Here is a 25,492-nt window from a genome sequence, read left to right as displayed (position 1 = left end):
TTTTTTATTAATATTACAATTTTTAGTCTATGCTTTAAAACAATAAAAGTCAATTTAGTTCAAAAATTATCAAATTTTTATTTAAATATTAAAAATAAACAGGTATCTGGGCCTTTTTTTACGAATATCTCGCTTATTTTCGCATCTCAATTCTAAAGAAAAATTATAATTTAGTATAAAAGCCCCAACGCAAGCTGCGCTGGGGCTGATTTTTAATTATTTTAGTGAAAGTAAGGCATTAAAAACGGCTTGCGGTAATTCAATATCAGACTGAGCCGCCTGACGCTTGTTCGCACTTTGACGGCGGAGCAGCGCCTGCTTCTTGGAGATACTTTTAGCCTGACCATTGACCGCAGCATTTTTACGCAGAGGTGGCACATCAACCCGGGCAACTACCCGCCCCTCCACCAACGCCTGAACCGGCATCGGATAAAGGCGCCTTGGAATCGTCATTTTCAATTCGTGGACCAATTGTTGCGTTTGTTCGGCCACCCGTGAGCGATGCGTCACAAAAGCCAATGCATCGACCTGGACATAGTTAACCTGCAAGTCGACCTTGACCAAATCAGCTTCCTGATAACCAATGGCTTCCGTACTAAACGAAGCGTAGCCGTGCGACAATGATTTTAATTGGTTAAAGAAATCGTAGGCAATTTCGGATAAAGGCATTTGATAGACCAAGCGGACATAATCACCCTGGTTGCCCATATCCATAAACACACCACGATAATCATCCGCTAATTTCATTAACTGGTTAACCGAATCACTTGGCGTCATGATGGTCGCCTTGACCACCAGCTCCTCGACCGCTAAAATTTGATCAAAATCAGGAAACTTGGTTGGATTGGTCACTGTCACCGTCTGAATGTCCTGGCCCTTTTGTGCCACTTGTACCCGGTAAGAAACGTTTGGGGCTGTCACCACAACCTGGATTCCAAACTCGGTTTCAAGGCGTTCTTTAATGATTTGCAGGTGAAAAATCCCCAAGAAACCTGCTCGAAAGCCTGGTCCCATCGCTTCGGATTGCTCATTCGTTAATACAAGGGAGGTATCATTCAAAGCTAATTTTTGCAATGCTTCCTGCAAAACATTGTAGTCGTCGACTGGGTAAATGCCGGCATAAACAACCGGCTGACTCTGCTGGTAACCAGGCAAAGCCGTTTCAGTTGGCTGGCTTTGGCTCGTCAACGTATCCCCAACTGTTACCTGCTTGGGATTTTTAATCCCGGTCACGACATAGCCGACTTCACCAACGGTCAATTCGTTGACAGGCACTCGGTTTGGTTGGTAAATACCAACTTCTTTGGCTAGCAGTTTTTGCCCATTAGCCATTAATTGAAGTGCGGTGCCCTTTTTTAGGGTGCCATCGATTACCCGAATTTGGGCAATCACCCCTTGAAAGGCATCATATTCAGAATCAAAGACGAGGGCCTTGAGAGGACTGCTTTCATCACCGACCGGGGCCGGCAATTCATGAACAATCGCCTCCAAAAGGTCCGCTATTCCCAAGCCAGTCTTGGCTGAAATGTGATAAATCTGACGATTAGCCAAGGTCGGGTCCAGTTGTCTAATTTGTTCTTCTCTCTCGTCAATCTGAGCACTCGCGGCATCAATTTTATTTAAGACCGGTAAAATCGGCAGCCCCAATTCATGGGCTAACCGCCAATTCGCAACCGTTTGTGCTTGCACACCCTGGGTCGCATCAACCAAAAGGATGACGCCATCGGTTGCTGAAAGGCTTTTCGTAACTTCATAGTTAAAGTCAACGTGACCCGGTGTATCAATCAGATTTAACTGATAGTCTTGGCCGTCATTTGCCCGATAAGTATTTTGCACCGTCCGTGACTTGACTGTCACGCCGTGTGCTTGCTCCACCCCCATGCTGTCTAACAACTGGGGTGTCATTTCCCGGTCAGAAACCGTCTTGGTTTCCTCCATGAGTCGGTCTGATAGTGTTGACTTACCATGATCAATGTGGGAAATAATTGCAAAATTACGAATTGATTTAAGGTTCATTGTTCAGTTTCTCCATTCGAATGCAGTGCGCGTTGAATGGGGCTGAAAAAGACTTCAATCCCATTCTGTTATCAGAATGAGAAGCCAACAAGTTGAATTGTCATAGTGCTTTTCTCCTTTTACTTTGATTAATAGCTATTCATTAGCCAAACGGTAATAAACATTCATATCGTGATATGTGCCCGCCCGATATGAGTAATCCGGATGAGATATCAGATAAGTAAAGCCAGCAGCACGAATCACACCGTTTGATCCAGGATTCTCAACGTCGGCCAAAACAATAATTTGGTGCAGACCCGCCACCCGAAAAGCATAGTCGCAAAGCGCTTTAGCTGCCGCCGTCATAATTCCCTGCTTTGTATAAGCCTTGGTCAGCCAATAGCCCATCTCAGCCCGCCGGTCCATTGCTGAATAGTGATGCAACTCAATCATTCCAATGATTTTACCATCTTTTTGAATAGTAAAAATCAGCTCCTTACCCGGTTCGCTGATTTTTAATTGTGACTCAAGATAGGTCAGCGTATCTTGGACAGCCTCCGTTTGATCAACAAAAGGTAAAAACTGGCCAATATGCTCGCGGTCTTGGTCCACAACCGTATAAATTTCTTCCGCCATCTCAACTCGAGCGGAAACCAATGTCACCCCAGGGTGTTTTTGCAGCTGAATCTCTGTCATGGTGCCCCCCCTTTCAGTTAAGTTAAGATAGAAGGCATTTTTTCTTATTGGTATTTTAACACAGTCACGCTGCCTTTGTCGGGATTGACTGGAGGAAAATCGTTGAAAGAACAAACAGGCCGCCAAGAACTTGAATAGCCGTCAAGCTCGTCCCCAAGAAAGCAACTGCTAAGAACGTCGCTGTCAGGGGCTCAAAGGAACTTAACATCCCGGTTGTGGCTGGCTGAAGGTCCTGAAGGCTATTAATATAGAACAAATAAGCCAACATAGTTCCAAAAATAACGATAAAAGTAATCTGCCCACCACCGACTAGCGAAATTGACTTCAACGAATGGCTGAACAAAATTGGAAAAAATGGAATCGAGCCGAGCGTCATCGCCCAGCCAACGACCAGACGACCATCAAAGTTTACTAAGAGTTCTTTGGGCAACAGTGTGTAAGAAGCCTGACTCAAGCCAGCTGCCAAACCCCAAAATAGGGCTAGAGGTGCCAGTGAAAGTTTAATCAGGTTACCACTCGTTACTAGTAAGAAGGTTCCAACCAAGGCAACGATGACCGAAATCAAATCCAACCGCCGTGGCAAGGCATGGCTACAAACCGTGAGATACAAAATAATAAAAATTGGCTCCAAAAATTGTAAGACTGTCGCCGTTGGTGCATTGCCATAATGAATAGCCATAAAATAAGACAATTGCGATGGCAACATTCCTAAGAAGGCAAAGAGCAAAAGAAAGGTCGCTGATCGCTGATTTTTCCAAATGGAAAACAAAGATTGCTTACTTGCCAAGCCATACCACGCTAGCAATAAAAGGCCAGCCAACAACAAACGAACACCTACTAACCATAATGGCGAAATTTGGCTGTTAGCAAAGAGGGCTTGTGCCGCCGTGCCGGACGCTCCCCAGAAAACACTACCGGTAACCGCATACAAAATTCCCCGTCCTGTTTTCTTCTCCGCCATGGCAAACCCTTCTCTTTCTAAATTAGTAAAATTAGTTTGATTATACATGAAAAAAGGTAAATCAAACAGATTTACCTTCTACCAAGATTAATTAAGCGTTTTTGTTAAGTGCACTTATAAGTGAACATTATTTGTAATTAATTGATAAAAATACTTTTATCTATCACCTTCTTTCTGATGACCAGCATCAATACTCACTCATCCAGGCACGGCCACCCCAGTTAATTTGATGAAAATTTGGGTGCCAAGCATGGATTGATTGCGAAAATAGATACTTTTTCCAGTTTTTCCAACCTCTGTTTTGGTTAAAATTGCCCCAGCCCATCTTTGGTCCAAAGCCATCCCAACAATGGTGGCTCATACCACCAGAAGAAAAATAAGGTGAATGGTGGCTCCGATAATGATTTCGTTGGTCTTGGAACCTGTGGCGGATAGAGGCCGGCCACGAAACTTTATTAATTAGCCTTGACGGTTGATGACTGGCAACCGCTATTTGTTCCTTTTGAGCTGGTGAAAACTCATGCACAGCCACTGTCACCACCTGCGACTGATTCCCATACGCATCGACCGTTTTGAACTGAACCGTTTTATTTTCTCGAATTGACAGATCACCCTGATATTTTTGCCATTGCTGACCTTGATTCAAAGAATACATAACCGTCAATTCGTTATCGCTCGGGTTGTCCGCCGGCAGATTCGCTTTTGCTGTTAGTAACAGTGGAAAGCGCTGAATAACGCCGCTACCATCTTTTGTAACGGTTGGTGCTGGCAAATTTGTTTGATAATAGCGGACATTTAATTTCTTTTTAGTCTGATTACCAACAGCATCACGAATAACTAAAATCGACCGATTATCCCCTTTAGTTAGGTAAAGAGGCACCGAAAACTTCGTCAACCCACCCGTAGTTTTTTGGTTAAAAATCAGACTAAACGGCTTAGTGGCAACCATATCGCCATTAATCGTTAGTTGATAACCATCATAGTTATCGCCTGCTTGCCCGCTAAGTTGGTAGGTCTCCTGATTGGTTTTAACCTGGTAAGTCCCATCATCTAGTCGCGCCAGCGTTCTTTCTTGAAATTTATTTACTCTAATTTCCACGTTTGATACCTCCGGGAAATGTTTGATATTATTTGCAAACATTATTATAATAAAAAATACAAAACATCGCAATAGTATTACACTGTTTTTTAGAATAGATTTTATTAATTTTCTAATTCTCATTATATGTTTATAACTTAGAAGATAATCGGATAATCCCCTTTAAATAGGTATCTTATACCAAAAATTTTCTAATTGCAGAACGTAAAGTATTCGTTATTCTAGACACCTCACAATGATATATCTAATATTTTTCTCAAACTATTCTAAAAAACAGCTCGTTCTGTAATATTAAGGTCACACTTATTTTCGTAACAATGTAATACTTTTTAGAATAAATAATCACGTAACATTTCATTTTTAAAACTGATTTTGCACTGGGGTCCATTGATCGACAAAAAAAGGAAGTAAAACTCGCAGCTAAGAATCCTGCGAAATTTTACTTCCTATATACGGTTAAGATTAATTTTTTAGTCAGTCAAACCAAGGCGCTTGAAGATCGTATCAACTTGGCTCAAGTGATAGTGATAATCGAAGGCGTCGTCGATTTCTGCCTGTGATAAGTGGGCAGTAATCGTCTTGTCCCCTTCAACCAAGTCCTTGAATGAACGACCTTCATCCCATGACTTGGCTGTCAAAGGTTGAACCAAGTCATAGGCCGTTTCACGAGCCATTCCCGTTTCAATCAACTTCAACAACACACGCTGGCTGTAAATCAGACCGTGCGTCAAGTTCATGTTTGACTTCATGCGTTCAGGGAAGACCGTCAGCGTGTCGATGATCTTCATGAAACGGTTTAACATGTAGTCCAACAATGACGTACTGTCTGGCAAAATCATCCGTTCGGCTGATGAATGTGAAATATCACGTTCGTGCCACAAAGGAATGTTTTCGTAAGCAGTCACCATTTGGCCACGAACCACGCGAGCCAAGCCACAGATGTTTTCTGAACCGATTGGGTTACGCTTGTGCGGCATTGCGGAAGAACCCTTTTGGCCCTTAGCAAACTTTTCTTCGACTTCGTGGATTTCAGAACGTTGCAATGAACGAATTTCCACAGCGAAACCTTCCATGCTTGAAGCAATCAAGGCCAAAGTAGCCATATAGTCGGCATGCAAGTCACGTGGCAAAACTTGTGATGAAATTTCCTGAGCGTGCAAACCTAAGCGTTCACAAACATACTGTTCAATTTCAGGTGGAATGTTGGCAAACGTACCCACGGCACCAGAAATCTTACCAGCTTCAACACCACGGGCGGCCTTCTTAAAGCGTTCCAAGTTGCGTTCCATTTCAGAATAGAAACGAGCAATCTTCAAACCAAAGGTCGTTGGTTCGGCTTGAACACCGTGTGTCCGGCCAATCATGACCGTATCCTTATACTCGATTGCCTTCTTCTTCAAAACGGCAATAAAGTTTTCCAAGTCTTCTTCCAAGATGGCGTTAGCTTGCTTCAAACGAACACCATATGAAGTATCGACAACATCTGTACTCGTGATTCCGAAGTGAACCCACTTCTTTTCTTCACCCAATGATTCTGAAACTGTCCGGGTAAAAGCAACAATATCATGGTGTGTGACCGCTTCAATTTCTTCGATGCGCGCAACATCAAAGGTGGCATTCTGACGAATCTTTTCAACATCCTCAGCTGGGATTTCGCCCAACTTTGACCAAGCTTCATCAATGGCAATTTCAACATCCAACCAAGTTTGGTACTGGTTTTGCAGTGACCAAATATCACGCATGGCTGGTCGACTATAACGGTCTAACATTATGACTCTCCTTTTTTATCAAACGTGCAAGAGTATTATAGCAAGAATTTGGGTATAAATACGAACTATTTATTAAATAAATCAGTTTTATGCAGAATCCGAACATTAAAACCGAACCAATCCCTGATTTTCCCTTGATTTTCTGAACGTTTCCCCGTATACTAACCTTTGGTCAAAAATGGCCAATAAATGATAAAAGAGGTAAACCATGTCTTCAATCGTGATTGCCGGCGCCCAATGGGGTGACGAAGGAAAAGGTAAAATTACAGACTTTCTGAGTCAGAAGGCCGACTTCGTTGTCCGCTATGCGGGGGGCGACAACGCTGGCCATACATTGGTCATCGATGGTAAGAAACTCCACGTGCAGCTGATTCCTTCTGGAATCTTCCTGCCACAGGTTACCAACGTGATTGGTACCGGTGTTGTGGTCAACCCAGAAACACTATTTAATGAAATTAACTATTTAAAGGAAAACGGTGTCACCGTTCATAACTTAAAGGTCTCTTCAAGAGCCCAAGTCATTATGCCTTATCATCCCCTTTTTGATGCCTTGCAAGAAGGTTTAAAGAAAGAAAAGATTGGAACGACCCACAAAGGAATTGGACCTGCCTACCAGGACAAGTTGGATCGAATTGGGATTCGCATTGCTGATTTGCTTGAACCAAAGGTTTTGGAAAAGCGTTTAAAGCAGGCCTTGAAAGTGAAGAACCTGTTCTTGACCAAGGTTTTTGACCGCGAACCCCTTGATTTTGATGAAATCTTCAACCAATACAAGGAATATGGCGAAAAGTTGCGTCCCTTTGTGGCCGACACTTCCTATTTAATTAACGAAGCTTTAGACAATGACAAGCGCGTTTTGTTCGAAGGTGCCCAGGGAATCATGTTGGACATCGACCATGGAACTTATCCATTCGTCACATCGTCTAACCCAATTGCCGGTGGCGCTGCCGTCGGTGCTGGAATCGGTCCAAATCGCATTGACCAAGTTGTCGGTGTGGCCAAGGTATATTGCTCCCGTGTCGGTGAAGGTCCTTTCCCAACCGAATTGTTCGATGAAGTTGGCAATACTATTCGCGACGTCGCCCACGAATACGGCGTTGTCACAGGTCGTCCCCGCCGAATCGGCTGGTTGGACACTGTCGCTTTGCGTCATGCCAAGCGCGTTTCCGGCTTAACACAGCTTTCCTTGAACTGCTTGGATGTCTTGTCTGGCTTTGAAACCGTTAAGGTTGCCACACACTACAAGTTGGATGGCCAGGTCATTGACCACTACCCTGCTTCCGAAGCTGATTTGGAACGCTGCGAACCAGTTTATGAGGAATTACCTGGTTGGTCAGAAGACATCACCAAGGCCAAGTCACTTGAGGCCTTGCCCGAAAACGCCCGCAACTACTTGAAGCGCGTGTGCGAAATCGTTGATTTGCCTTTGGCAACCTTTGCCGTTGGCCCTGACCGCGATGCCACAAACGTCTTAACTGATTTGTGGGAAAACAACTAAAGAACTACTCGGCGACAGTGTCCTGCCGGCCTGACCGGTATGGTCGGACTGCAAGCTCTGTCGCTCTTTTCTTTGCTGATATTGCTTTAATCTAGTCTTGCTAGACTAAAGTACCAGCAGAAACGGAGATTATGTTATGAAAACCTTTGATTACGATGCTATTCGCCTTTTACCTAAAAAATCAGTCTTGAAGTCTCGCCGCGAAGCCGACACTTCTGTGACTTTAGGAAAGCACACTTTCAAGTTGCCTGTTATGCCAGCCAACATGGCCACGGTTATCGATGAAAACTTGGCCGAATGGTTAGCTTCCAATGGCTACTTCTACGTGATGCACCGCTTCCAACCCGAAACACGCTTTGACTTCGTTCAAAACATCCAATCTAAGGGCTTGATTGCTTCCATTAGTCTTGGGATTACGGATGGCGAATACGCCTTGATTGATCATTTCAAGGAAGCACAACTCACACCAGACTACATCACAATTGATGTTGCCCACGGTCATTCCGACTATGTCATCAAGATGGTGACTTATATTAAGGAAAACTTGCCAGACACCTTCTTGATTGTCGGTAACTTGGGAACACCAGAAGCCATCGTTGAAATCGAGGCTGCTGGTGCCGATGCAACCAAGGTTGGAATCGGACCTGGTAAGGCCTGCATCACCAAGGACAAGACTGGCTTTGGAACTAATGGTTGGCAATTAGCCGCCATCGCCCAATGCGCCCAGGTAGCCACTAAGCCAATCATCGCCGATGGTGGTATTCGCCACAACGGCGACATCGCCAAGTCAATTCGCTTTGGCGCAACAATGGTCATGGTCGGTTCGATGTTTGCCGGTCACGACGAAACGCCTGGTGACTTGATTGAACAGGATGGCAAGACTTACAAGGCCTACTTTGGCTCTGCTTCAGCTTACCAAAAGGGTCACTCTCATAACGTGGAAGGTCGCAAGTTGTTGGTTCCTTACAAGGGCCCTATCCAAAACACTTTGACCGAAATGGAAGAAGACATCCAGTCAGCCATTTCTTATGCCGGTGGTCGGGACTTGAGCAGCCTTAAGACGGTCGACTACGTTGTCTTAACTGACTATTAATCTTTATTTTCCTCGCTCTCTCCCTCGCCTCGCTGGCGCTGAATGTGCCGGCGACCAAGCGACGACATCAAAAAAATGATTGCAGCCTTTATGGCTACAATCATTTTTATTTTGTCTGTTTTAATTTTGCAAGAACTTTAGGATATCTTGATCAACAGTCTGATTTTCATGAAGCTTCGAGTGTTGACCATCCGCCCCTTCAATCAGCGTTTCCTGATAAGTACTTGGCTGACGCACGAAGTACTTCAGGGCCTTGGACGAATTATTATAAACGGTCGTATCGGAAGCGGAACCACCGGTCGAATTACCGTAGATATTCAAGACCTGCGTCGAGTGGTTTTGATAGTAAGCCGTCAGACCCGCTAAGCGGTCAAAGATTTCAGTCTTCGTTTGCGGCTCACCATCAGCACTTAACGGTGAATTTGACTGCGGGTTAGCTAAAATCAGCCCGTTGTATGTCCCTGCAATTGAAATCTGGCGGCCGACCTTCGGTAAGTCGTGGCCATTATCGGCTGCATTCATCAGGTAAAAAGCAATCGCCATATTGCCCATCGAATGACCAATCAGATTAACCGACCGAATTCCCTGCTGACTCAACTTAGTCATGATGGTTGTAACCCACTTAGCAGTCTGGTTAAAGTCTTGGCTTTTATTATCATCAAACTGGACCAAGATAATCGGATTTTTGTCACCAGGGGCAATCGTCTTATCCATGGTGACCGTACCGTCTTTTTCAACTGTCACGTTAATCCGTCGATTGGAATAATCATGATCCACCAAATACTGACTCATTGACTTTTCGGCATTACGGCTGGAGCCGTAGCCGTGGAAGAAGACCGTGGCCTCCTTTGGACGCTGGCCATTTTGCTCGGACAAGGTTGGACTCATTTTTGACCCCACCAGATAAAAGACAATCCCAATCGCCATTAGCGCAACCAGAATCCCCCAAAACAACTTCTTTTTAAACACAGAAACTCCTTCCAAGATTCCTCATTTGATGTCTAAAATTATACCGCTATTATTACCGGAAAGTAAGCCTTTTAAATTAGAACCCCCTTTATTTCACAGCTGATTTTCTTTATAATGATGGGGTAGATTCAATTTTCAACCGAAAAACAAATTGGAGGTTTTTAAATGACAACAAGCGCGATCAAATGGTGGCAAAAGGCCGTCGTTTATCAAATTTACCCTCGTTCCTTTCAGGATTCGAATGGTGATGGGATTGGTGATTTGAAGGGTATTCAGGAACGTCTGAGTTACGTTTCCAAATTAGGAGCGGACGTGATTTGGCTCAACCCCATCTACCAATCACCCAACAAGGATAACGGCTACGATATTTCGGATTATCAAGCCATCAACCCAGAATTTGGGACGATGCAGGACTTCGATGATTTATTGGCTGCTGCACACGCCCGCGATATCAAAATCGTGATGGACTTGGTGGTCAACCATTCATCCGACCAGCACAAATGGTTTATCGAAAGTCGGTCTAACAAGGATAATGACAAGCGCGACTTTTACATTTGGCGCGACCCCGTTGATGGTCATGAACCAAACAACTGGTCCTCTTTCTTCTCGGGTTCAGCCTGGAAGTTTGACGAGAAAAGTGGTCAATACTACCTCCACCTCTTTGCTGAGGGCCAACCTGATTTAAACTGGAAAAATGATGAACTCCGCGACCAAGTTTATCAAATGATGAACTGGTGGATCGACAAGGGAATCGATGGCTTCCGGATGGACGTGATTTCGATGATTTCAAAGCCAGATGGATTGCCGGATGCACCATTGCCCGCCGGTAATACCTATGCTAATCCGGTTTCATTGACCACCAACGGTCCTCACGTGCACGAATACTTGCGGGAAATGCGACAAAAGGTGTTGAACAATGCTGATTTGATGACCGTTGGTGAAACTTCTGGCGTCGATATTGAGCATGCCCAAAAGTATGCTGGCATCGACGGCAGCGAGCTGAACATGGTCTTCCAGTTTGAACACATGGGTCTGGACGACAACCCCAACCCAGCACTTGGTAAATGGGATAACCAACCAGTTTCATTGCTCAAGCTCAAGGACAACTTGAGCAAGTGGCAAACGGAACTTGAGGGCAATAGCTGGAATTCCCTTTACTGGGATAATCACGACCAACCTCGTATCGTTAGCCGCTTTGGAAACGATTCTGCCGAATACCGGGAGGTTTCAGCCAAGATGCTCGCCACCCTCTTGCACTTTATGCAGGGAACACCTTACATCTACCAGGGCGAGGAGTTGGGGATGACTAATGCCTACAACCTGGGTTGGGATGATTTCGATGATATCGAAATCATCAACGGTCGGAAGTTCATTGTCGACAAGGAAAAATTAGTGGACAACGACACCATGCTCGATTACGTTCACTATAAGGGGCGTGATAACGCCCGGACACCAATGCAGTGGACGGCTGGAAAAAACGCCGGCTTCACCGACGGTACTCCTTGGCTGAAGTTGAATGACAACTTCGAGACCATCAATGCGACCGCCGCTTTGGCCGACGATAATTCCGTCTTTTACCACTATCAAAAGTTGATTAAGCTCCGCCATGACCTTGACCTAATTACCACTGGTCACTACGAATTGATTGACCCGGCCGATGACCATGTTTATACGTACAAGCGAATTGGGGATGACCAAGAACTCTTGATTATTAACAACTTCACTGACCAAAATCTGGAACGTGACTACCCCGTTCCCGCCGATGCCCAGTTGCTCATCAGCAATTACCAAGATGATTTGGGTCTAAAATTGCGACCATACGAAGCTAAGGCCTACTTGTATAACCGCTAAGGACTGATTTGTTTTAAATCAAAGAGCCCCCGCCTACATGAAACAAACAAAAAGAACCAAAGATACGACAAATTGTCGATCTTTGGTTCTTTTGCTGTAGTAATGATTTGCTAGTCAGTCGAGGAAAGCTCACCCCCCTAGCAAATCAGTTCCCTTATTTCATTGAGGCTTCCAAGAGGTTGCGAACGTCTGCCACAGTCATTTTCACAAAGGCATTGTGGTCCAAATGGTTAACTTGAACCGCGCTCTTGGCCATGGCCTCAAAATCCTGGTCCGTTTCAATGCCAACACCAGGCAATGTGGTTGGCACTTCAAGACTTGCCAACCATTCCCGGGTCTTGGCGATTGTCTGGGTGGCAACGGCATCGTCATCCCCCGCCAAATCCCAAACATTCCGTCCCAAGGAAACGAAATAAGGCTTGGTGTCTGCTGAATAGATAAAGTCCAGCCAGTGTGGCGTCAAAATACCAAGGCCAACACCGTGAGTAATATCATAATAGGCTGATAATTCGTGTTCGATTGGGTGCACCGACCATGAATTGACATTCCCTGTCCGTGGCAAGCCATTCAAGGCCATCGTTGACGCCCACATCAAATTAGCTCGGGCATCGTAGTTATCGGGTTCACGCAAGGCAACCGGCGCCCACTTAATCACGGTCCGCATAATCCCTTCAATCAAGCCATTGCGAACATCGTTTTCATAACCCTTTTGGTCAAAGTATTGTTCTGTCAAGTGACTAAAGATATCAATTGATCCAGCTGCCGTTTGCCACTTTGAAACCGAGAAGGTCAAGCTTGGGTCAAGGAAGGAAACGGATGGTGTATTCGGGCCACCGGTTCCCAACTTTTGTTTCGTCTCCGGATTAGAAATCACGGAACCGGTGTTCATCTCAGTTCCAGTAGCCGCTAACGTTAAAATGTCAACAACGGGCAACTGGTCAATGGCAAAGCGCTTCTTGGAATCCAAAACCAAGTCCCAAGGGTCGCCGTCATAGAACTTAGCAGAAGCAATCACCTTTGAAGCATCGATAACAGATCCACCACCAACGGCTAAAATGACATCGATGTCGTTGTCTTTCACTAATTTTTGCCCCGCTCGTACTGAGGCAATCTTTGGATTGGGCTCTATCCCAGACAATTCTGTCACATCCAAACCCGCCAACGCCTGAATCACGCGCTCGTACAGACCTGATTTTTTAATTGAACCACCACCGTAGGTTACGAGCACCTTTGGACCAAATTGAGCAATCGCAGCCTGCAATTCGGTCTCCAAGCGATCTTTCCCGAAACGAATATCGGTTGTGTTCTTAAATGTAAAATTTTCCATTTTTGACAGAACTCCTTTTTAAACATACAAGCAGACCATTTGTGATTTAAATGGCCTATTCGCTCGACTTAAACCCTCTGAAGGGTTTGTGCATCCATTTTAGAGGAACAAAACCCATCTGTCAATTTTCCATAGACCACTTTTGATCATCACGGCAGCTACGGGCAATTGATCAGTCGCTAACAATAGCTGATTGTAACAAAAAGGCCCGCTAACACTTAGTGCTAGCGAGCTAATTTTATTAAAGGTCACCGTTTAAGAAATGATTCTTTCCCTCACCAAATGACCAGTCTTCAGCATGGTTGCTGATAAAGGAGATAATGACATCTTCCTGACGAACGCCGGCCTTGTCAGCCAAGGCCGCCACCAATAACTTCGTGAATTCCTTCTTGGCCTTCACTGGACGTGGCGTTGACAATACCGTAAAGAACAAAACCTTGTCTGAACGGTCATAGCCAAGACCAACATCTTGAAAATTAATTTCATAGTCTTCATGTTGCGTCACGATTTGGAAACGGTCACGGTCTGGTAGTGACAACGTTTCCTTGGCAACGTCAAAAGACAGTTGCATGATATTCTTAATTTCTGCGGGTTCGTACTGACCCTTAATCAAGTCAATTTTCATTAATGGCATGCGCATTTCTCCTCGTGTAGCTTTGCTAATAGAGTAATCCTAGCATAAAAACCTGATAGGCACAATCACGAGTGTTATGAACACTGACAAAGCGCGCTGGGCACCCACAAGCAATTTCGAGTGAGCTATTGGCCCGGCGATATCACTTAACCTGGTGCAGATGGATTTGCCCTTGAAGCTTTGCATCCGTCAAGTTGCCCAACTGGTCGAGCATCTTGTTCAAGAAATCAGCAGGACCGGCAACACCTTCAGCCACCGCCAATTCGCCAGCAACTGGTAGAGCAGCGGTCGCATAGGCTAAATCAGCCAAATCCATACTTTGACTTGCAAAGGCGCCCAACAAACCATCCAGGGCGTCACCCATCCCAACATTGGTTGCCAATTGGCTAGCCGAGTTAGCAATCTGGTAGACCCTCTGGCCGTCTGAAACCAAGTCCTGAACACCAGTTGCGACCACAATGGCACCAAGCTTTTGAGCCGCCTTCTGGGCAATTTCAACTGGGTCAGCGGTGCCACTACCAGCATCGATTCCGTGGCTTTCCCATTCCACTTCAGCCAAAGTCGCTACCTCACCGAGGTTACCGCGGACGATGCTCACCTTGACTGATTTCAAGAGTTCCTTGGCCCGCTTTGACCGCAGTGGCGTTGCACCAACGGCAACGGGATCAAAGATAACAGGAAGGCCCAATTCGTTGGCCGTCTTCCCACTATTAATCATCACCTTTTGTGAATTTTCAGAAGTTGAACCCAAATTCAAGGTCACGGCATTGGCAATTTTCGTCAAATCAGCAGCATCTAGCGGATCTTCGAGCATAATTGGAGAAGCGCCGATATAGGCGATCGCATTTGCTACCAATTGGGGGGTAACGCTATTGGCCACGTTCAAGACGATGGGCTGGTTCTGGCGAACGGCAGTTAAGATTGTTTGACTCATTTTGTCACTCCTCGTAATTTCTGAACACTTCGTTGAATATCATCGCTGGCGGTAATGGCCGAAATCACGGCAACACCCTCAATCGGCAACTCTACCAATTCCTGGCAGTTTTCTTCATGGATGCCACCAATGGCCACAACCGGTAGTGAGCTCTTTGACGCAACCGCCAAGACGCCTTCCGTCCCAATAGCCTCCTTGACCTTTTCCTTACTGGTCGTTGCAAAGGCCGGACCAACGCCCAAGTAATCGACGACTGCCAAATCAGCTTCACTGGCAGCTAACTCTTTTAAATCATGGACGGATAAACCAAGTAACAAATCAGGGGCGACCTCATGAATTGCTCGCACCGGCGTATCGCCCTGGCCAACATGCAGACCATCCGCTTGAATGGCCAGTGCCAAAGGCAGGTCGTCATCGACATACAAAGGCACATGAACCGCTTTCGTAATGCTCCTGATTGTTTGGCCCAATTCCACCTTTTCCGCTTGGTTCAACTTCGAGTGGTCCTTTTCACGGTACTGTACAGCCGTTACGCCGGCGTCACAGGCCTCTTGAACCACGCGAATCACTTCGTTTGGGTCGTCATTGACGTTTTGGCTCCCCACAACGAGATAAACCGTTAATGATGCAGGATCAAAATTCATTATCTTTTCCCTCTTAATCTTCTGGATTCGACCATTGACCATGATTCAAAGGACCGTGACCATGACCGATAACTAGCGGATGCCCGATAATGGCATTCATATAGCGATGGCCCTTTTCGATTGCTTCTCGCAGAGAATCACCTTGGGCCAAAAAGGACGTAATCGCAGCCGAGAGGGTGTCCCCCGTCCCGTGCTTGCTTGACGTTTCAACCTTTTGTCCTTCAAGCCAGAATCCTTCTTCGTTCTCCAGCAAAACATAATCATAAATGATTGGGCCTTCACCATGGCCACCCTTGACGATAACGTTTGGAACCCCTAGGGCCTGAATTTTTTGACCGGCGGTAACCATGCCGTCACGGTTACTAATTTTCATATCGGCTAAGAGTTCGGCTTCGGGAAGGTTTGGTGTTACCAGCGTAGCAAGTGGCAGCAAATGGTTCTTCAAGGCCGCAATGCCAGCTTGGTCAAGCAAGGCCGCTCCGCCCTTGGCAACCATCACGGGATCGACCACGAAGTTCTTTTGTCGGTAGTGACGAATGTTTTTCGCCACCTGAAGAACACGGGCTTCATCGAAGAGTGCCCCTGTTTTTGCTGCACGAACATCAAAGTCAGCCATCACCGAGGCAAATTGTTGGTCAATCACGGCCAAATCAGTTGGATAAGCACCCTGCACACCCAGTGTGTTTTGTGCGGTTAACCCGGCCACTATGACCGTTGAGTAGGTCTTGCAGGCCTGCATGGTCTTGATATCGGCCTGCATACCCGCACCACCACCGGAATCAGAACCAGCAATGGTCAATGCTGTCGGATATTGGTTGGGATCAATCATTTTGTTGCCTCCATTCCCTGCAGGAAGAATTGATTTTCATACTTTGTTGATTGGATAAAAGCAGCTAAGGCTTCCTCTTGCACTTCAGGACTCACTTGTTCGGCCGTCTGATTGACTAAAGCCAACATTGGTCGCGTCAAACCCTTATCAATCCCCCGGTAGTACCCCACCCATGGCATAAATGGGTTGTCTGGCTTAATGAGACCATCCCGAATCAACAAATCAGCTAAGTAGGCATAGTCGTAAGGGCAGGCAGCCAAGGCAACCAAGCCGATAAACGAATCCTTTTGAACTGATTTAGCCATGTGGTTAACGTACTGGTCCGTAACCGTTGCATTTGGATACTTGCCTTCCTGGATGCTCTTATCATCGGTTTGAGCCAAATCCAGTAATATCTTGTGCGCGGCGTATTCCCGGTCATCATCGGCCACTTCGGCATCAATTGTTTGTCCGGTTAATGTCTGGCAAACCTGTTCATACAGTGGCAAATAGTGACCCAGGTAACGGTAATCTTGTTGTACGTAGTAGAGCAGCGCCTCAGGATTAACTTCCCCAGCAATCATTGCTTGGATAAAGGGATTGGCATAAAAATCAGCCTTGTGTTCCTCCATCACTTGCATAAAGCAGTCGGAAAACGGCAGCATCTTCGTCATTTTTTCTCCTCAATCATCAACTTTATTTTGGCAGACTATGGGGTTAGTCGCCATTTAGACAAAATAAAAAGCCCTCAGCCTGAGCTGAGGACTTATGGCCTACTGACGATTACCGAACATGGACAATGTCTTTAGGATTTAAATCCGCTTTTCGAAGTTTCCTGCGACCGTGCTAGCGGCATCAGGTTCAATGGGTATATTCTCAGCTCAGGGCACCCCAACTTTATTTATCACACAAGCAGTATAGCACGGAAATTAGAACCCGTGTGAAAAAACTTCTCAGTGAGCGCTTGCCACACGCTGTGAAATCAGTTATATTATAAGTATACTTACAGATTAATTCTAACACTAAGGAGGTTCCCATGAGCCCTGTCAAAACCGCTTCCCTTTCTCGCTACATGGATTCGACCAATCAGAAATTTTTCAACTTGTATACTGACTGGTTCCGCCAAATGAAATACCGTCTCCGCGAGCTTGACTTAACCCACCCCCAATTCCAAATTTTGGCCACTGTTCATGGCCTGAGTTTACAAAATACCGAGATTACTCAAATTATGGTGGCTAAGGCAGCGGATGTCGATGCCATGACGGCTTCGGCCATTATCACCAAACTGAGCCGTGAAGATCTTTTGGACCGCTATCCTGGCAAGAAGAATCCGCGCTCAAAAGCTCTCTCATTAACCCAAGCTGGTGAGGAAAAATTACAACAGGCCTTAGACATCGTCAATCAATTTGACCAAGACCTCTGGAGCCAATTTGATGCCTCCTTGCCAGAAAGTATTGACCAGGCTCAAGCAGTCGTCAAAACCCACCACTTCTAAGATTGCCGAAGCATCACATCACAAATTGAAAAGAGCCGAGCATACATAATTGTATCCTCGACTCTTTTTTCTTTGGCCCAAAAATCAGCGCTGCGTTTTCTTTTCACACAAGTAAATACCCGTAGCTCAGCCGCTTGCAAGCAAGTATGATGTTTCAAAGCACTTTTTATACACTGATTTCAGCAACGAATGTGCTTGTTAGCCAAGTAATTGGTACCAATCAAAGATGGCTTTGACCTCCTCCATTGGCAAGTAACGAGCAGTCAAAACCTTCGTACTGGCATCAGTTCGGACCACCACGGCAAGGTGGGCTCGCTGATTACGACGAGCTAGCCACCAACTCTGCTTAATGGACAACGATTGAATCTTATCCCAGGCAATATAGGTGGTGATGGTTTCGTAGTTCTTCGCCGTTTTTAAAACAAGAACCTGGCCGTTAACCACTTGGGCGGTTGTCGCCTTCCCCTTATACCAGCCAGCACCGACAACGAAGGACAACACAAGCAAAACCAGTAAAACAACGAGCGGCAACCGTTGGAAAACATAAATCAGGACGGCGGCGAGGGGTAAGGTCCAAAAAAGCCCGTTACGGATCATTGTCAAAATCTGGTAGGTTGAGCTACTGGTCTTTTTGATTGGCTTGCTTGGAAAATTAGGCAACCACTGTGACAAGTAGTGGTCAACAGCTCCTGATTTTACCATTGGAATCAAGGTGGGTACGTTTTTAGAAACCTTGTCTTCGCCATTTTCGTCGGTAATTAACCGCGTCTTGACGGTCGCCAAGCCCAGTGCCTGCCGAAAAATATTTTGGCGGACCTCAACCGTTTGCATCCGGTTAATCGACAGATGCATCGTTTGTCGTTTGAAAAGTCCCCGAGCAATCGTTAAATGACCGGCATCATGGTGAACTTCAAAGCCAAAATACAAGATCACCGTTCGCAAAACGTTAAAAGCAATCACGATTAAGACAAACAGAACCACCAGCAAGACAATCACCAGTGTGCCCAATCCCAGAACATGATTGGTAAATTCCTGCTCAAGCCAACGACTGACTACCTTTTGCTGGTCTAAGTGAACGAACCAACCCAAAAATATAAAAAATTGAAAGATGACTTCCGGCATCGTCACGGCGTAGATAATCAAAGACAGAGCAGAAGCCCGATAGGAATCAGCAGAAAGTCTGCTAGGACCATTGGACCGCAACGAGCTTGTTCGAGTGGCGGTTTTCGGGTCACTCTCAACATCAAACGGCTGCCCCTGCGGGTCTTTCTTGTCCACTAACTCATCTTGTTCCTGTGTCGCTGGTCCTTCATTTTGCGCCTGAACTTTTGCGCGTTCAATCAAGGTAGGCAGACTAGTCGTTTCATCCTGTCGCTTTTGCTCAAGAACAAGCGCAACCCAGGTTGGTACAACGGAGAGGGAAATCTGATTTTTCTTGGCTCCCTTCCCTCCAGAATCAACGGCAATCTCCTCCAAATGAAATGGTTGTAGGAAAAACCATTGCTTCCGGTGGATATTTTGAATTTTGTGGTAAGGCAAATGGCGAACTTGCCGTTCCAAAACGCCCGACCGATAAATCAGTGCACTTTCCGTGAGTTCATAGGTCTTCATCCAGAAACTTAAAACGGACCAAATCAACAGTGCTAAAAAAAGCAAGGCCCATTCCCACCAAGTAAAATGGAAAAAGAACAATATGGCCAAGCCGAAAGCCACCATATTTTTTAATTGTTCGTAAAAATTCAAAATAAAAGCAAGGGGATGTAAGTGCTTAGCATTCATCGCGAGCCTCCCTAGCCAACGTCATGACCTTGTTCTTAAATTGTTCAGCTTCGGCCTCCGTTAAGGCTTCAATTTCATGACCAGATCCACCCGTCAAAATATGCACCTGTTGTAATTTAAACAACCGTAGAATCGGTCCCTGGTCCAAATCGACGTTCTGCACCCGGGCAATTGGAATCGCAGTATGAGTCCGGAAGAAGAAGCCCTTTTTGATTTCAACATCCGTTTCGTTCACCATAAAGTGGTAAAAAGCATAACGGTAACGGACCAATAAAATTCCAATAATAAACCAGAGCACAATGGCCAAAAAGAGCCCCCAGAGTGCCCAAATAGGTAGATAAAACTTCAAAAAATATTGTAGCGCCCAGTTCCCAGCGAAGTAAATGGCTAAAATCACAATGGCACCAATGACTTCCATGATGTACCAGACCTTTTTAATCGTTGCTGGTAATGCTTGCATCGTTCTCTCCCTCTCTCATAAAAAAATGGGGCTAAGAAGTAGTTTGGCTTCTTGGTCCCAAGTTATCGTTCACTCATTTAAAAAGTCTGAACTTTTAATCTTAATCGCCGGCTGCTGCTAAGATAGCGGCATGCACTGCCCCACGGAAGCCGTGCTGGTCCAAGGTTAAGACGCCCTTAATCGTTGTACCCCCAGGTGATGTAATCTGGCCCTTCAAATCACCAGCGGACAAATCAGACTGTTGTGCCAATTGTGCCGTCCCGGCAACCACCGAGGCCACCATCTGGCCCGCTTGCTTTCGGTCCATGCCCTTGGCAACGGCCGCGTCTTCCATAGCATCCATCAACACGTCGATAAAGGCTGGTGAGCAACCACCGATGGTCCCGGCAATGGCTAATTGGTCTTCCTTCACAACCAAGACATCCCCCAATGATTCCAAGACATCATGGACCACCTGATCGTTTTGGCCAGCCACGGATTCATCGACTGCCAAGGCAATCGTCCCGGCCTGAACCGCAACCGGAATATTTGGAATAAAGGTCGTAACCGGGTTTTTGGGGGCTGCCGCCCGTAGATCAGCATTTTCCACGCTGGCAGCAGCAGAAAGGACAATAACCTTTTCAGAAAGACCAGCTGCAACAATCTTGGCTAACACTGTCGTTACCAGCTTGGCTGGCACCGTCAACATCATCACATCAAAATCTGTCTGCACCAGGTCCTCGTAAGTGGTCACTGCTGGAATTTGCAGCGCCTCTGCCTTTTTGGCATTTGATGAGTACCCCAAAACCGTGTGTCCACCTAATTTTAGTCCTTGAACAAGGGCTGTTCCCATGTGTCCAAGACCGACAACTGCAATTTTCATAAATCCTACTCCTTTAATCACGCTTGCCCCCATTTTATCACAGTTCTAACCCCGCCTTCTGACAAATCAATTGGCTCTAGCCAATCAAAAATGCCCCGTCCCTGTTGACACAAGGACGAGGCACAAACTGATTTTGAGGATTCAGCTTAATTCTTCTTAAATTTAAAAGAAGCAATCACGGTCAAGAGCACCATCCACAGCGCGGCTAACAGAGTTGTGACCGTCGTTGCTGGTGTGACCAACAGAATGACGAAAATCAAAGCCAAAAAGGAGATCGTCAAGTAGTTACTAAAGGGTGCCAGTGGCAATTGGAAGCCATGGCTCTTTTGCCCCTTCGTCGCCTTGCGGAAGCGCAAGTGCGTTACCATCAAGGCCATATAGATTAGTAAGAAAGCGGCTGAGGCCATTGATGAAATCAAGGTAAAGGCATCCGTTGGGAATAAGTAGTTGACCACCACGGCAAGACCAACAATCAACGTTGACAGGTTGATGGCGGATTGGGGGATGGCATTCTTATTTAACTTCTTAAAGCGAGACTTTTCGCCAACCAATGAATACAACATCCGGCCGGTCGTGAAGAAGGCCGAGTTAATAGCGGAAGCCGCTGCCGTCAAAACAACGAAATTAATCACGGCAGCTGCCGATTGAATCCCAATACCAGAGAACACCTGAACGAATGGGGATTCGCCAGCCTGATAATTGGTCCATGGTTGGATAATCATGATCGCCGATAAGGCACCAATATAAAAAATCAGAATTCGAATCACAATCGAATTAACGGCCCGCGGAATCGTTTCTAACGGATCCTTCGTTTCGGCTGCGGTAATGCCGACGAATTCAACACCCAAAAAAGCGAAGAAGGCCATCTGGAAGGTCGACAACAAGCCATTACCGTGGTTTGCCACTAATCCATGTGACCACAGCGTCGAAAATCGAGTCACACCCATCGACGTTTTGACATGGCCCAAAGCCAAAATCAGCCCGGTAATAATCATCGCCACAATGGCGACAATCTTAATCATGGCAAACCAGAACTCCGTTTCCCCGAAGATCTTAACCGCAATCGTATTAACAAAGTACAACACGATGAGAAAGGCTAATTCCCATGGCCATACCGGCCAATCAGGGAACCAATAGTGCATGTATGTTCCAATCGCCGTTAGTTCGGTCATGGCAATCACGACCCAACCAATCCAGTAGGTCCAGCCTAAGACGAAGCCGGCTCGTTCCCCCAAGTACTGGGTCATAAAATCAATAAACACTGGTTTTGAATCATCTGATACTAATAATTCACCCAAGGCACGCATCATCGCGAAGACAAACAACCCCGTGATAATGTAAACCAGCAAAATGGCTGGTCCGGCCTTATGAATCGAAGAACCGGCTCCCAAGAAAAGCCCGGTTCCAATCGTCCCACCCAGGGCAATCATGGCCACGTGGCGGTGAGACAGCGTGCGGGCGAAGCCCGTTTGGTCATTATTCATGAACAATACTCCTTTGCAATCTTACCCTAATAGTCTATACTTGGTGCTATAACAAGTAAAACTAAACTTTTTCAATTTAAGTTTAGAAAAATTCATCAAGGAAACCATCATGAAAACTTTTACTTACCAAATTTTTGCAACAGTCGCCGATCGCGGGTCCTTTCGCAAAGCTGCCGATGACTTAAACATCACCCCTTCGGCTGTTTCCCACGCCATTTCGCACCTCGAAGCGCAGTTGGGCATCCCCCTTTTAATTCGCAACCGGTCCGAGATGCAGGTTACCCGCAACGGCCAAATCCTCTTACCGATGGTAGAACGCCTACTCAACGAGGAACGGCAACTGCTTTCAGCCGCTGCGAAAATTCAAGGATTGCAAGGCGGGCAAATCAGAATTGGCGCCATTTCATCGGTCTGTATTGCCTGGCTGCCAACCATTATCCGGCGCTTTTCTAAAAAATATCCCCAGGTTGAAATCACATTGACCCAAGGCTCCTTCGCTGAAATCGAACAAGCCTTATCACTGGGAAAAATTGACCTTGGCTTCTCGGCTTTGCCAACCATTAGCCGTTTGGATGCGCTGCCTCTCATCGATGATGAAATCAAGTGCATTACCCCGGCTGATTTCACTCCGAAAAATGGTGTTTCAATCAGTCAAGATGACTTAGAAGACCGCCACTTTATCTTGCAACGGTCCGATTATGATTCCGATACCAAGGCTGCCCTAGACGAACTCCAAGTCAAACCCCAAGCCATCAACTATTCGATTGATGACCAGTCCATTCTGGCCATGGTCGAAGCCGGCTTGGGTTGGGGAATCCTCCCAGATTTGGCACTATCAAGACTCTCGGGTGAAATCGAGGCTTATCCTTTCGAACACCCCTATTACCGCCACCTGGGACTAGTGATTAACCCCTCCTCAGCTAAGGACCCTTTTGTGAAGGCCATGCAAAAAGAAATCCTTTCCTACTTGAAAAAAGGCTAAAAAAAACGGCAAATTCGTCAAGATAACGAATTTGTCGTTTTTTAATATCAGCTTGTTGCGTTTCTCGTTAGTAATGAGAAACGAACAAGATTACTTGCAGGGCAATCAAAATCAAAACAATTAATACCCCGCCTGATTTTGCCATTGGGTAGGCCCGGTAGGCCGACCGTGAGGCACCTTCTTGAAAACCATGCGAAGTCATCGCCATGGCTAGGTTCTTCGACCACTTAATAGCATGAACCAAAGCCTTGAAATACAGCGTTGGCTGCCACCACCGTAACACTTCACCACGCATCATCCCCGCCGCTTGAATCGACGAGAAAGCCTGTTTAAACCGGGGCATAAAGTTTAGTGCGCCCAAAATCCCATAGGTAAAGGTTGCCGACATCTTCAGATTTTGGCGTAGTGAGGCCAAGAGGACGTACGGCGTCATCCCCATCGTCAGCCAGGCACCAATAAAGATAAAGACAAGGACTCGACTTCCCATCACCAAACCAAAATGCAGGTTTTCTGCCGCTGTTCCCTCACCATACAGGTAAAAGGACCAGAACGAACCCAAAACCGGAATGATAGCGATGACCACGTAGAGACAGATTTTCTTGAGGGGCTGGCGCCGGATCAGCAATAGCAAAAAGGCAACCGAAAAGAGGACAACGTTCAGCGTTACTGATTTGGTCAAGGAAATTTCCAAAGAAATCGCCAAAGCCAAAACCATGCGTTGTGTGGCGTTCATCATACGAGTACCTCCTCTTGGTAGGCCATCGCCGTTTGTTCATAGCGCAAGTGGCGATCAACAATGTTGACCAGGTCCCTTGTTTGGTGAGAAACAACCAAAATGGTCAATCCAAGCGACTGTTGGCAGATTTGAATCAGGTTCAAAACGACTGCTACTGACTGCTCATCCAAGCCCGCCAGCGGTTCATCTAAGAACAGCACTTGTGGTGCCATAATCAGCATCAACAGCAGTTGCAATTTCTTCTGCTGGCCACCCGAGAGCGTGTAGACCGACCGGTCACCCAAACCTGTTAGATGCATGTCAGACAACCACTGGTCCAAAACCTCTTTCGTCCAAAAATCAGCATGGTGGCTCTTGGCCATCACCTGGTCCAGCTCTTCGTCAACCGTGATGTTTAAGAACTGGTCGGAGGCTGACTGGAACAGCAGACCAACCTGGCCAAAGTAGAGACGTGGTTTCCAGGCATGAACTTCTTGGTCCTGATAGGTCAAAGAACCCTCATAACGGTGCAATCGTGCCAGCGTTTTCAGAACGGAAGACTTACCGACCCCATTTGGACCGGTCAGTAAGGTAATCCCTGCGGCAAAGATTTGCAGGATATCCTGGTCTAAGACCAACCGCTCCCCGTTTTGGATCCGCAGGTTATCAAAACGATAGGCAGTATCTTGTGCTTGGTCGCTTTCCGCGACTGGTTTTAACACCACCGTCTGCTTTTGATAATCATATTGACCCCAGTCATTTTCAGGAACCGATACCAAGGACTTCTCTTTCAACTGATAAAACTGGCTGATTTTGTCGAAGTACCCAGCCGGATCATGATCTGAAACAAAAATGCCGTAGCCCTCCTGACTCAGCTGTTGGAGCAACACCTGGAGGTCTTTTCGCGATTGGCTATCAACGGCAGCAAACGGTTCATCCAACAATAGGTAGTCGGCCCCCAGGGCCAACACTTCCGCCAAAGCAACCTTTTGCATTTCCCCACCGGACAAAGTCACAAAGGACCGGTCGATAAAATCAGTCAGACCAACCTTTTCCAATGCCCAAGCCGTCTTTTGATCAATTTCATCCTTGCCCAATTCAAGGTTTTCCAGTGCAAAAATAAATTCTTCTCGCACCGTCGGCATGGCAAACTGATCATCGGGATTTTGAAAGAGCAAAGCCACTCGCTTGGCCCTTTCATTCGCCTTTAGTGTAGCAATCGCCGCTTGGTCAATTTCGATTTCACCACTGACCTGACCGCCATATTGGGGGTAAAGACCCGCTAAGGCCTTTAACAGAGTTGATTTTCCTGACCCGGAAGGCCCCATTAACAGGGTTAGGGTCTTTTTTTCAAGCGTTAAATTTAAATCATCAATAATGGCTTGATCACGATAAGCCACCGTGAGGTTTCTGGCAGTTATTGCCATTTTTTGTCCT

23 protein-coding genes and 1 riboswitch are annotated in these 25,492 nt (G+C 46.1%); of the genes, 5 read left to right on the top strand and 18 right to left on the bottom strand.

The window, feature by feature from the left end:
- Positions 1 to 216 precede the first annotated feature (216 nt).
- The 5 genes from lepA to purB all read right to left on the bottom strand — a co-directional run bounded on the left by lepA (position 217) and on the right by purB (position 6,520).
- Complete coding sequence (gene lepA, locus AABI20_RS06635; RefSeq protein ID WP_338347188.1) at positions 217 to 2,016, bottom strand: translation elongation factor 4; 1,800 nt, start codon at positions 2,014 to 2,016, stop codon at positions 217 to 219.
- A 135-nt stretch (positions 2,017 to 2,151) separates the two neighbouring features.
- Positions 2,152 to 2,691, bottom strand: coding sequence for a GNAT family N-acetyltransferase (locus tag AABI20_RS06630; RefSeq protein ID WP_053068908.1), 540 nt, complete (start codon positions 2,689 to 2,691; stop codon positions 2,152 to 2,154).
- A gap of 64 nt (positions 2,692 to 2,755) precedes the next feature.
- Complete coding sequence (locus AABI20_RS06625; RefSeq protein WP_338347186.1) at positions 2,756 to 3,652, bottom strand: DMT family transporter; 897 nt, start codon at positions 3,650 to 3,652, stop codon at positions 2,756 to 2,758.
- Between the two features lie 187 nt (positions 3,653 to 3,839).
- Complete coding sequence (locus AABI20_RS06620; protein WP_338347185.1) at positions 3,840 to 4,751, bottom strand: hypothetical protein; 912 nt, start codon at positions 4,749 to 4,751, stop codon at positions 3,840 to 3,842.
- A gap of 470 nt (positions 4,752 to 5,221) precedes the next feature.
- Entirely contained in the window at positions 5,222 to 6,520 is a 1,299-nt protein-coding gene (purB, locus tag AABI20_RS06615) for an adenylosuccinate lyase (protein ID WP_047974499.1), read from the bottom strand.
- A gap of 208 nt (positions 6,521 to 6,728) precedes the next feature.
- Between purB and AABI20_RS06610 the strand changes: the two genes are divergently transcribed.
- Positions 6,729 to 8,018, top strand: coding sequence for an adenylosuccinate synthase (locus tag AABI20_RS06610; protein ID WP_047974500.1), 1,290 nt, complete (start codon positions 6,729 to 6,731; stop codon positions 8,016 to 8,018).
- Positions 8,019 to 8,154: 136 nt separating this feature from the next.
- Entirely contained in the window at positions 8,155 to 9,111 is a 957-nt protein-coding gene (locus AABI20_RS06605; RefSeq protein ID WP_338347183.1) for a GMP reductase, read from the top strand.
- Positions 9,112 to 9,231: 120 nt separating this feature from the next.
- Here the strand turns inward: AABI20_RS06605 and AABI20_RS06600 are convergent, their stop codons facing one another.
- The gene (locus AABI20_RS06600; RefSeq protein WP_047974502.1) at positions 9,232 to 10,080 is read right to left on the bottom strand and encodes an alpha/beta hydrolase; all 849 of its coding nucleotides are present in this window, start codon (positions 10,078 to 10,080) and stop codon (positions 9,232 to 9,234) included.
- Positions 10,081 to 10,245: 165 nt separating this feature from the next.
- Here AABI20_RS06600 and AABI20_RS06595 point away from each other — a divergent pair, with 165 nt between their 5' ends.
- Positions 10,246 to 11,931: a glycoside hydrolase family 13 protein gene (locus tag AABI20_RS06595; protein WP_047974503.1), complete on the top strand. Its 1,686-nt coding sequence runs from the start codon at positions 10,246 to 10,248 to the stop codon at positions 11,929 to 11,931.
- A 154-nt stretch (positions 11,932 to 12,085) separates the two neighbouring features.
- Here AABI20_RS06595 and AABI20_RS06590 read toward each other — a convergent pair whose 3' ends face one another.
- The 6 genes from AABI20_RS06590 to AABI20_RS06565 form a co-directional block, all read right to left on the bottom strand.
- Positions 12,086 to 13,258, bottom strand: coding sequence for an iron-containing alcohol dehydrogenase (locus AABI20_RS06590; protein WP_288846250.1), 1,173 nt, complete (start codon positions 13,256 to 13,258; stop codon positions 12,086 to 12,088).
- A gap of 241 nt (positions 13,259 to 13,499) precedes the next feature.
- Positions 13,500 to 13,892, bottom strand: a complete 393-nt coding sequence (locus AABI20_RS06585; RefSeq protein WP_338347180.1) for a tautomerase family protein — start codon at positions 13,890 to 13,892, stop codon at positions 13,500 to 13,502.
- A 142-nt stretch (positions 13,893 to 14,034) separates the two neighbouring features.
- Complete coding sequence (thiM, locus tag AABI20_RS06580; protein ID WP_338347178.1) at positions 14,035 to 14,826, bottom strand: hydroxyethylthiazole kinase; 792 nt, start codon at positions 14,824 to 14,826, stop codon at positions 14,035 to 14,037.
- Positions 14,823 to 15,470 (bottom strand): thiamine phosphate synthase, encoded by a 648-nt coding sequence (gene thiE / locus AABI20_RS06575; protein WP_338347176.1) that lies wholly within the window; start codon positions 15,468 to 15,470, stop codon positions 14,823 to 14,825. The genes thiM and thiE overlap by 4 nt, the downstream gene beginning before the upstream one ends.
- A gap of 13 nt (positions 15,471 to 15,483) precedes the next feature.
- Positions 15,484 to 16,299 carry a bifunctional hydroxymethylpyrimidine kinase/phosphomethylpyrimidine kinase gene (gene thiD / locus AABI20_RS06570; RefSeq protein WP_288846252.1) on the bottom strand — a complete coding sequence of 272 codons (816 nt, stop codon included), beginning with the start codon at positions 16,297 to 16,299 and terminating at the stop codon, positions 15,484 to 15,486.
- Positions 16,296 to 16,952, bottom strand: a complete 657-nt coding sequence (locus AABI20_RS06565) for a TenA family protein (RefSeq protein WP_288846253.1) — start codon at positions 16,950 to 16,952, stop codon at positions 16,296 to 16,298. Before AABI20_RS06565 ends, thiD begins: the two co-directional genes overlap by 4 nt.
- Before the next feature lie 141 nt (positions 16,953 to 17,093).
- A riboswitch (TPP riboswitch) is annotated at positions 17,094 to 17,182 on the bottom strand.
- 132 nt (positions 17,183 to 17,314) lie between these two features.
- Between AABI20_RS06565 and AABI20_RS06560 the strand changes: the two genes are divergently transcribed.
- A complete protein-coding gene (locus tag AABI20_RS06560; protein ID WP_053068909.1) occupies positions 17,315 to 17,773 on the top strand; it encodes a MarR family winged helix-turn-helix transcriptional regulator in 459 nt (152 codons plus the stop codon).
- 198 nt (positions 17,774 to 17,971) lie between these two features.
- On the opposite strand, the gene AABI20_RS06555 is transcribed toward AABI20_RS06560, so the two are convergent.
- From AABI20_RS06555 to AABI20_RS06540, 4 genes are all read right to left on the bottom strand, one after another.
- The gene (locus AABI20_RS06555; RefSeq protein ID WP_338345450.1) at positions 17,972 to 19,552 is read right to left on the bottom strand and encodes a PH domain-containing protein; all 1,581 of its coding nucleotides are present in this window, start codon (positions 19,550 to 19,552) and stop codon (positions 17,972 to 17,974) included.
- Positions 19,542 to 20,012, bottom strand: a complete 471-nt coding sequence (locus tag AABI20_RS06550; RefSeq protein WP_338345449.1) for a PH domain-containing protein — start codon at positions 20,010 to 20,012, stop codon at positions 19,542 to 19,544. Before AABI20_RS06550 ends, AABI20_RS06555 begins: the two co-directional genes overlap by 11 nt.
- A gap of 100 nt (positions 20,013 to 20,112) precedes the next feature.
- Positions 20,113 to 20,874, bottom strand: coding sequence for a pyrroline-5-carboxylate reductase family protein (locus AABI20_RS06545; protein ID WP_288846257.1), 762 nt, complete (start codon positions 20,872 to 20,874; stop codon positions 20,113 to 20,115).
- 146 nt (positions 20,875 to 21,020) lie between these two features.
- Positions 21,021 to 22,358: an amino acid permease gene (locus AABI20_RS06540; RefSeq protein ID WP_288846258.1), complete on the bottom strand. Its 1,338-nt coding sequence runs from the start codon at positions 22,356 to 22,358 to the stop codon at positions 21,021 to 21,023.
- Positions 22,359 to 22,467: 109 nt separating this feature from the next.
- Here AABI20_RS06540 and AABI20_RS06535 point away from each other — a divergent pair, with 109 nt between their 5' ends.
- Positions 22,468 to 23,340 carry a LysR family transcriptional regulator gene (locus AABI20_RS06535; RefSeq protein ID WP_338345448.1) on the top strand — a complete coding sequence of 291 codons (873 nt, stop codon included), beginning with the start codon at positions 22,468 to 22,470 and terminating at the stop codon, positions 23,338 to 23,340.
- A 67-nt stretch (positions 23,341 to 23,407) separates the two neighbouring features.
- Here the strand turns inward: AABI20_RS06535 and AABI20_RS06530 are convergent, their stop codons facing one another.
- Entirely contained in the window at positions 23,408 to 24,076 is a 669-nt protein-coding gene (locus tag AABI20_RS06530; protein ID WP_338347174.1) for an energy-coupling factor transporter transmembrane component T family protein, read from the bottom strand.
- Positions 24,073 to 25,482 carry an ATP-binding cassette domain-containing protein gene (locus tag AABI20_RS06525; protein WP_338347171.1) on the bottom strand — a complete coding sequence of 470 codons (1,410 nt, stop codon included), beginning with the start codon at positions 25,480 to 25,482 and terminating at the stop codon, positions 24,073 to 24,075. Before AABI20_RS06525 ends, AABI20_RS06530 begins: the two co-directional genes overlap by 4 nt.
- Positions 25,483 to 25,492 lie beyond the last annotated feature (10 nt).

It is taken from the genome of Fructobacillus cardui (assembly GCF_963580785.1).
GTDB lineage: Bacteria > Bacillota > Bacilli > Lactobacillales > Lactobacillaceae > Fructobacillus > Fructobacillus cardui.
Note: the sequence above shows the minus strand (reverse complement) of the source record. Positions and strands in the feature narration are given on the sequence as shown.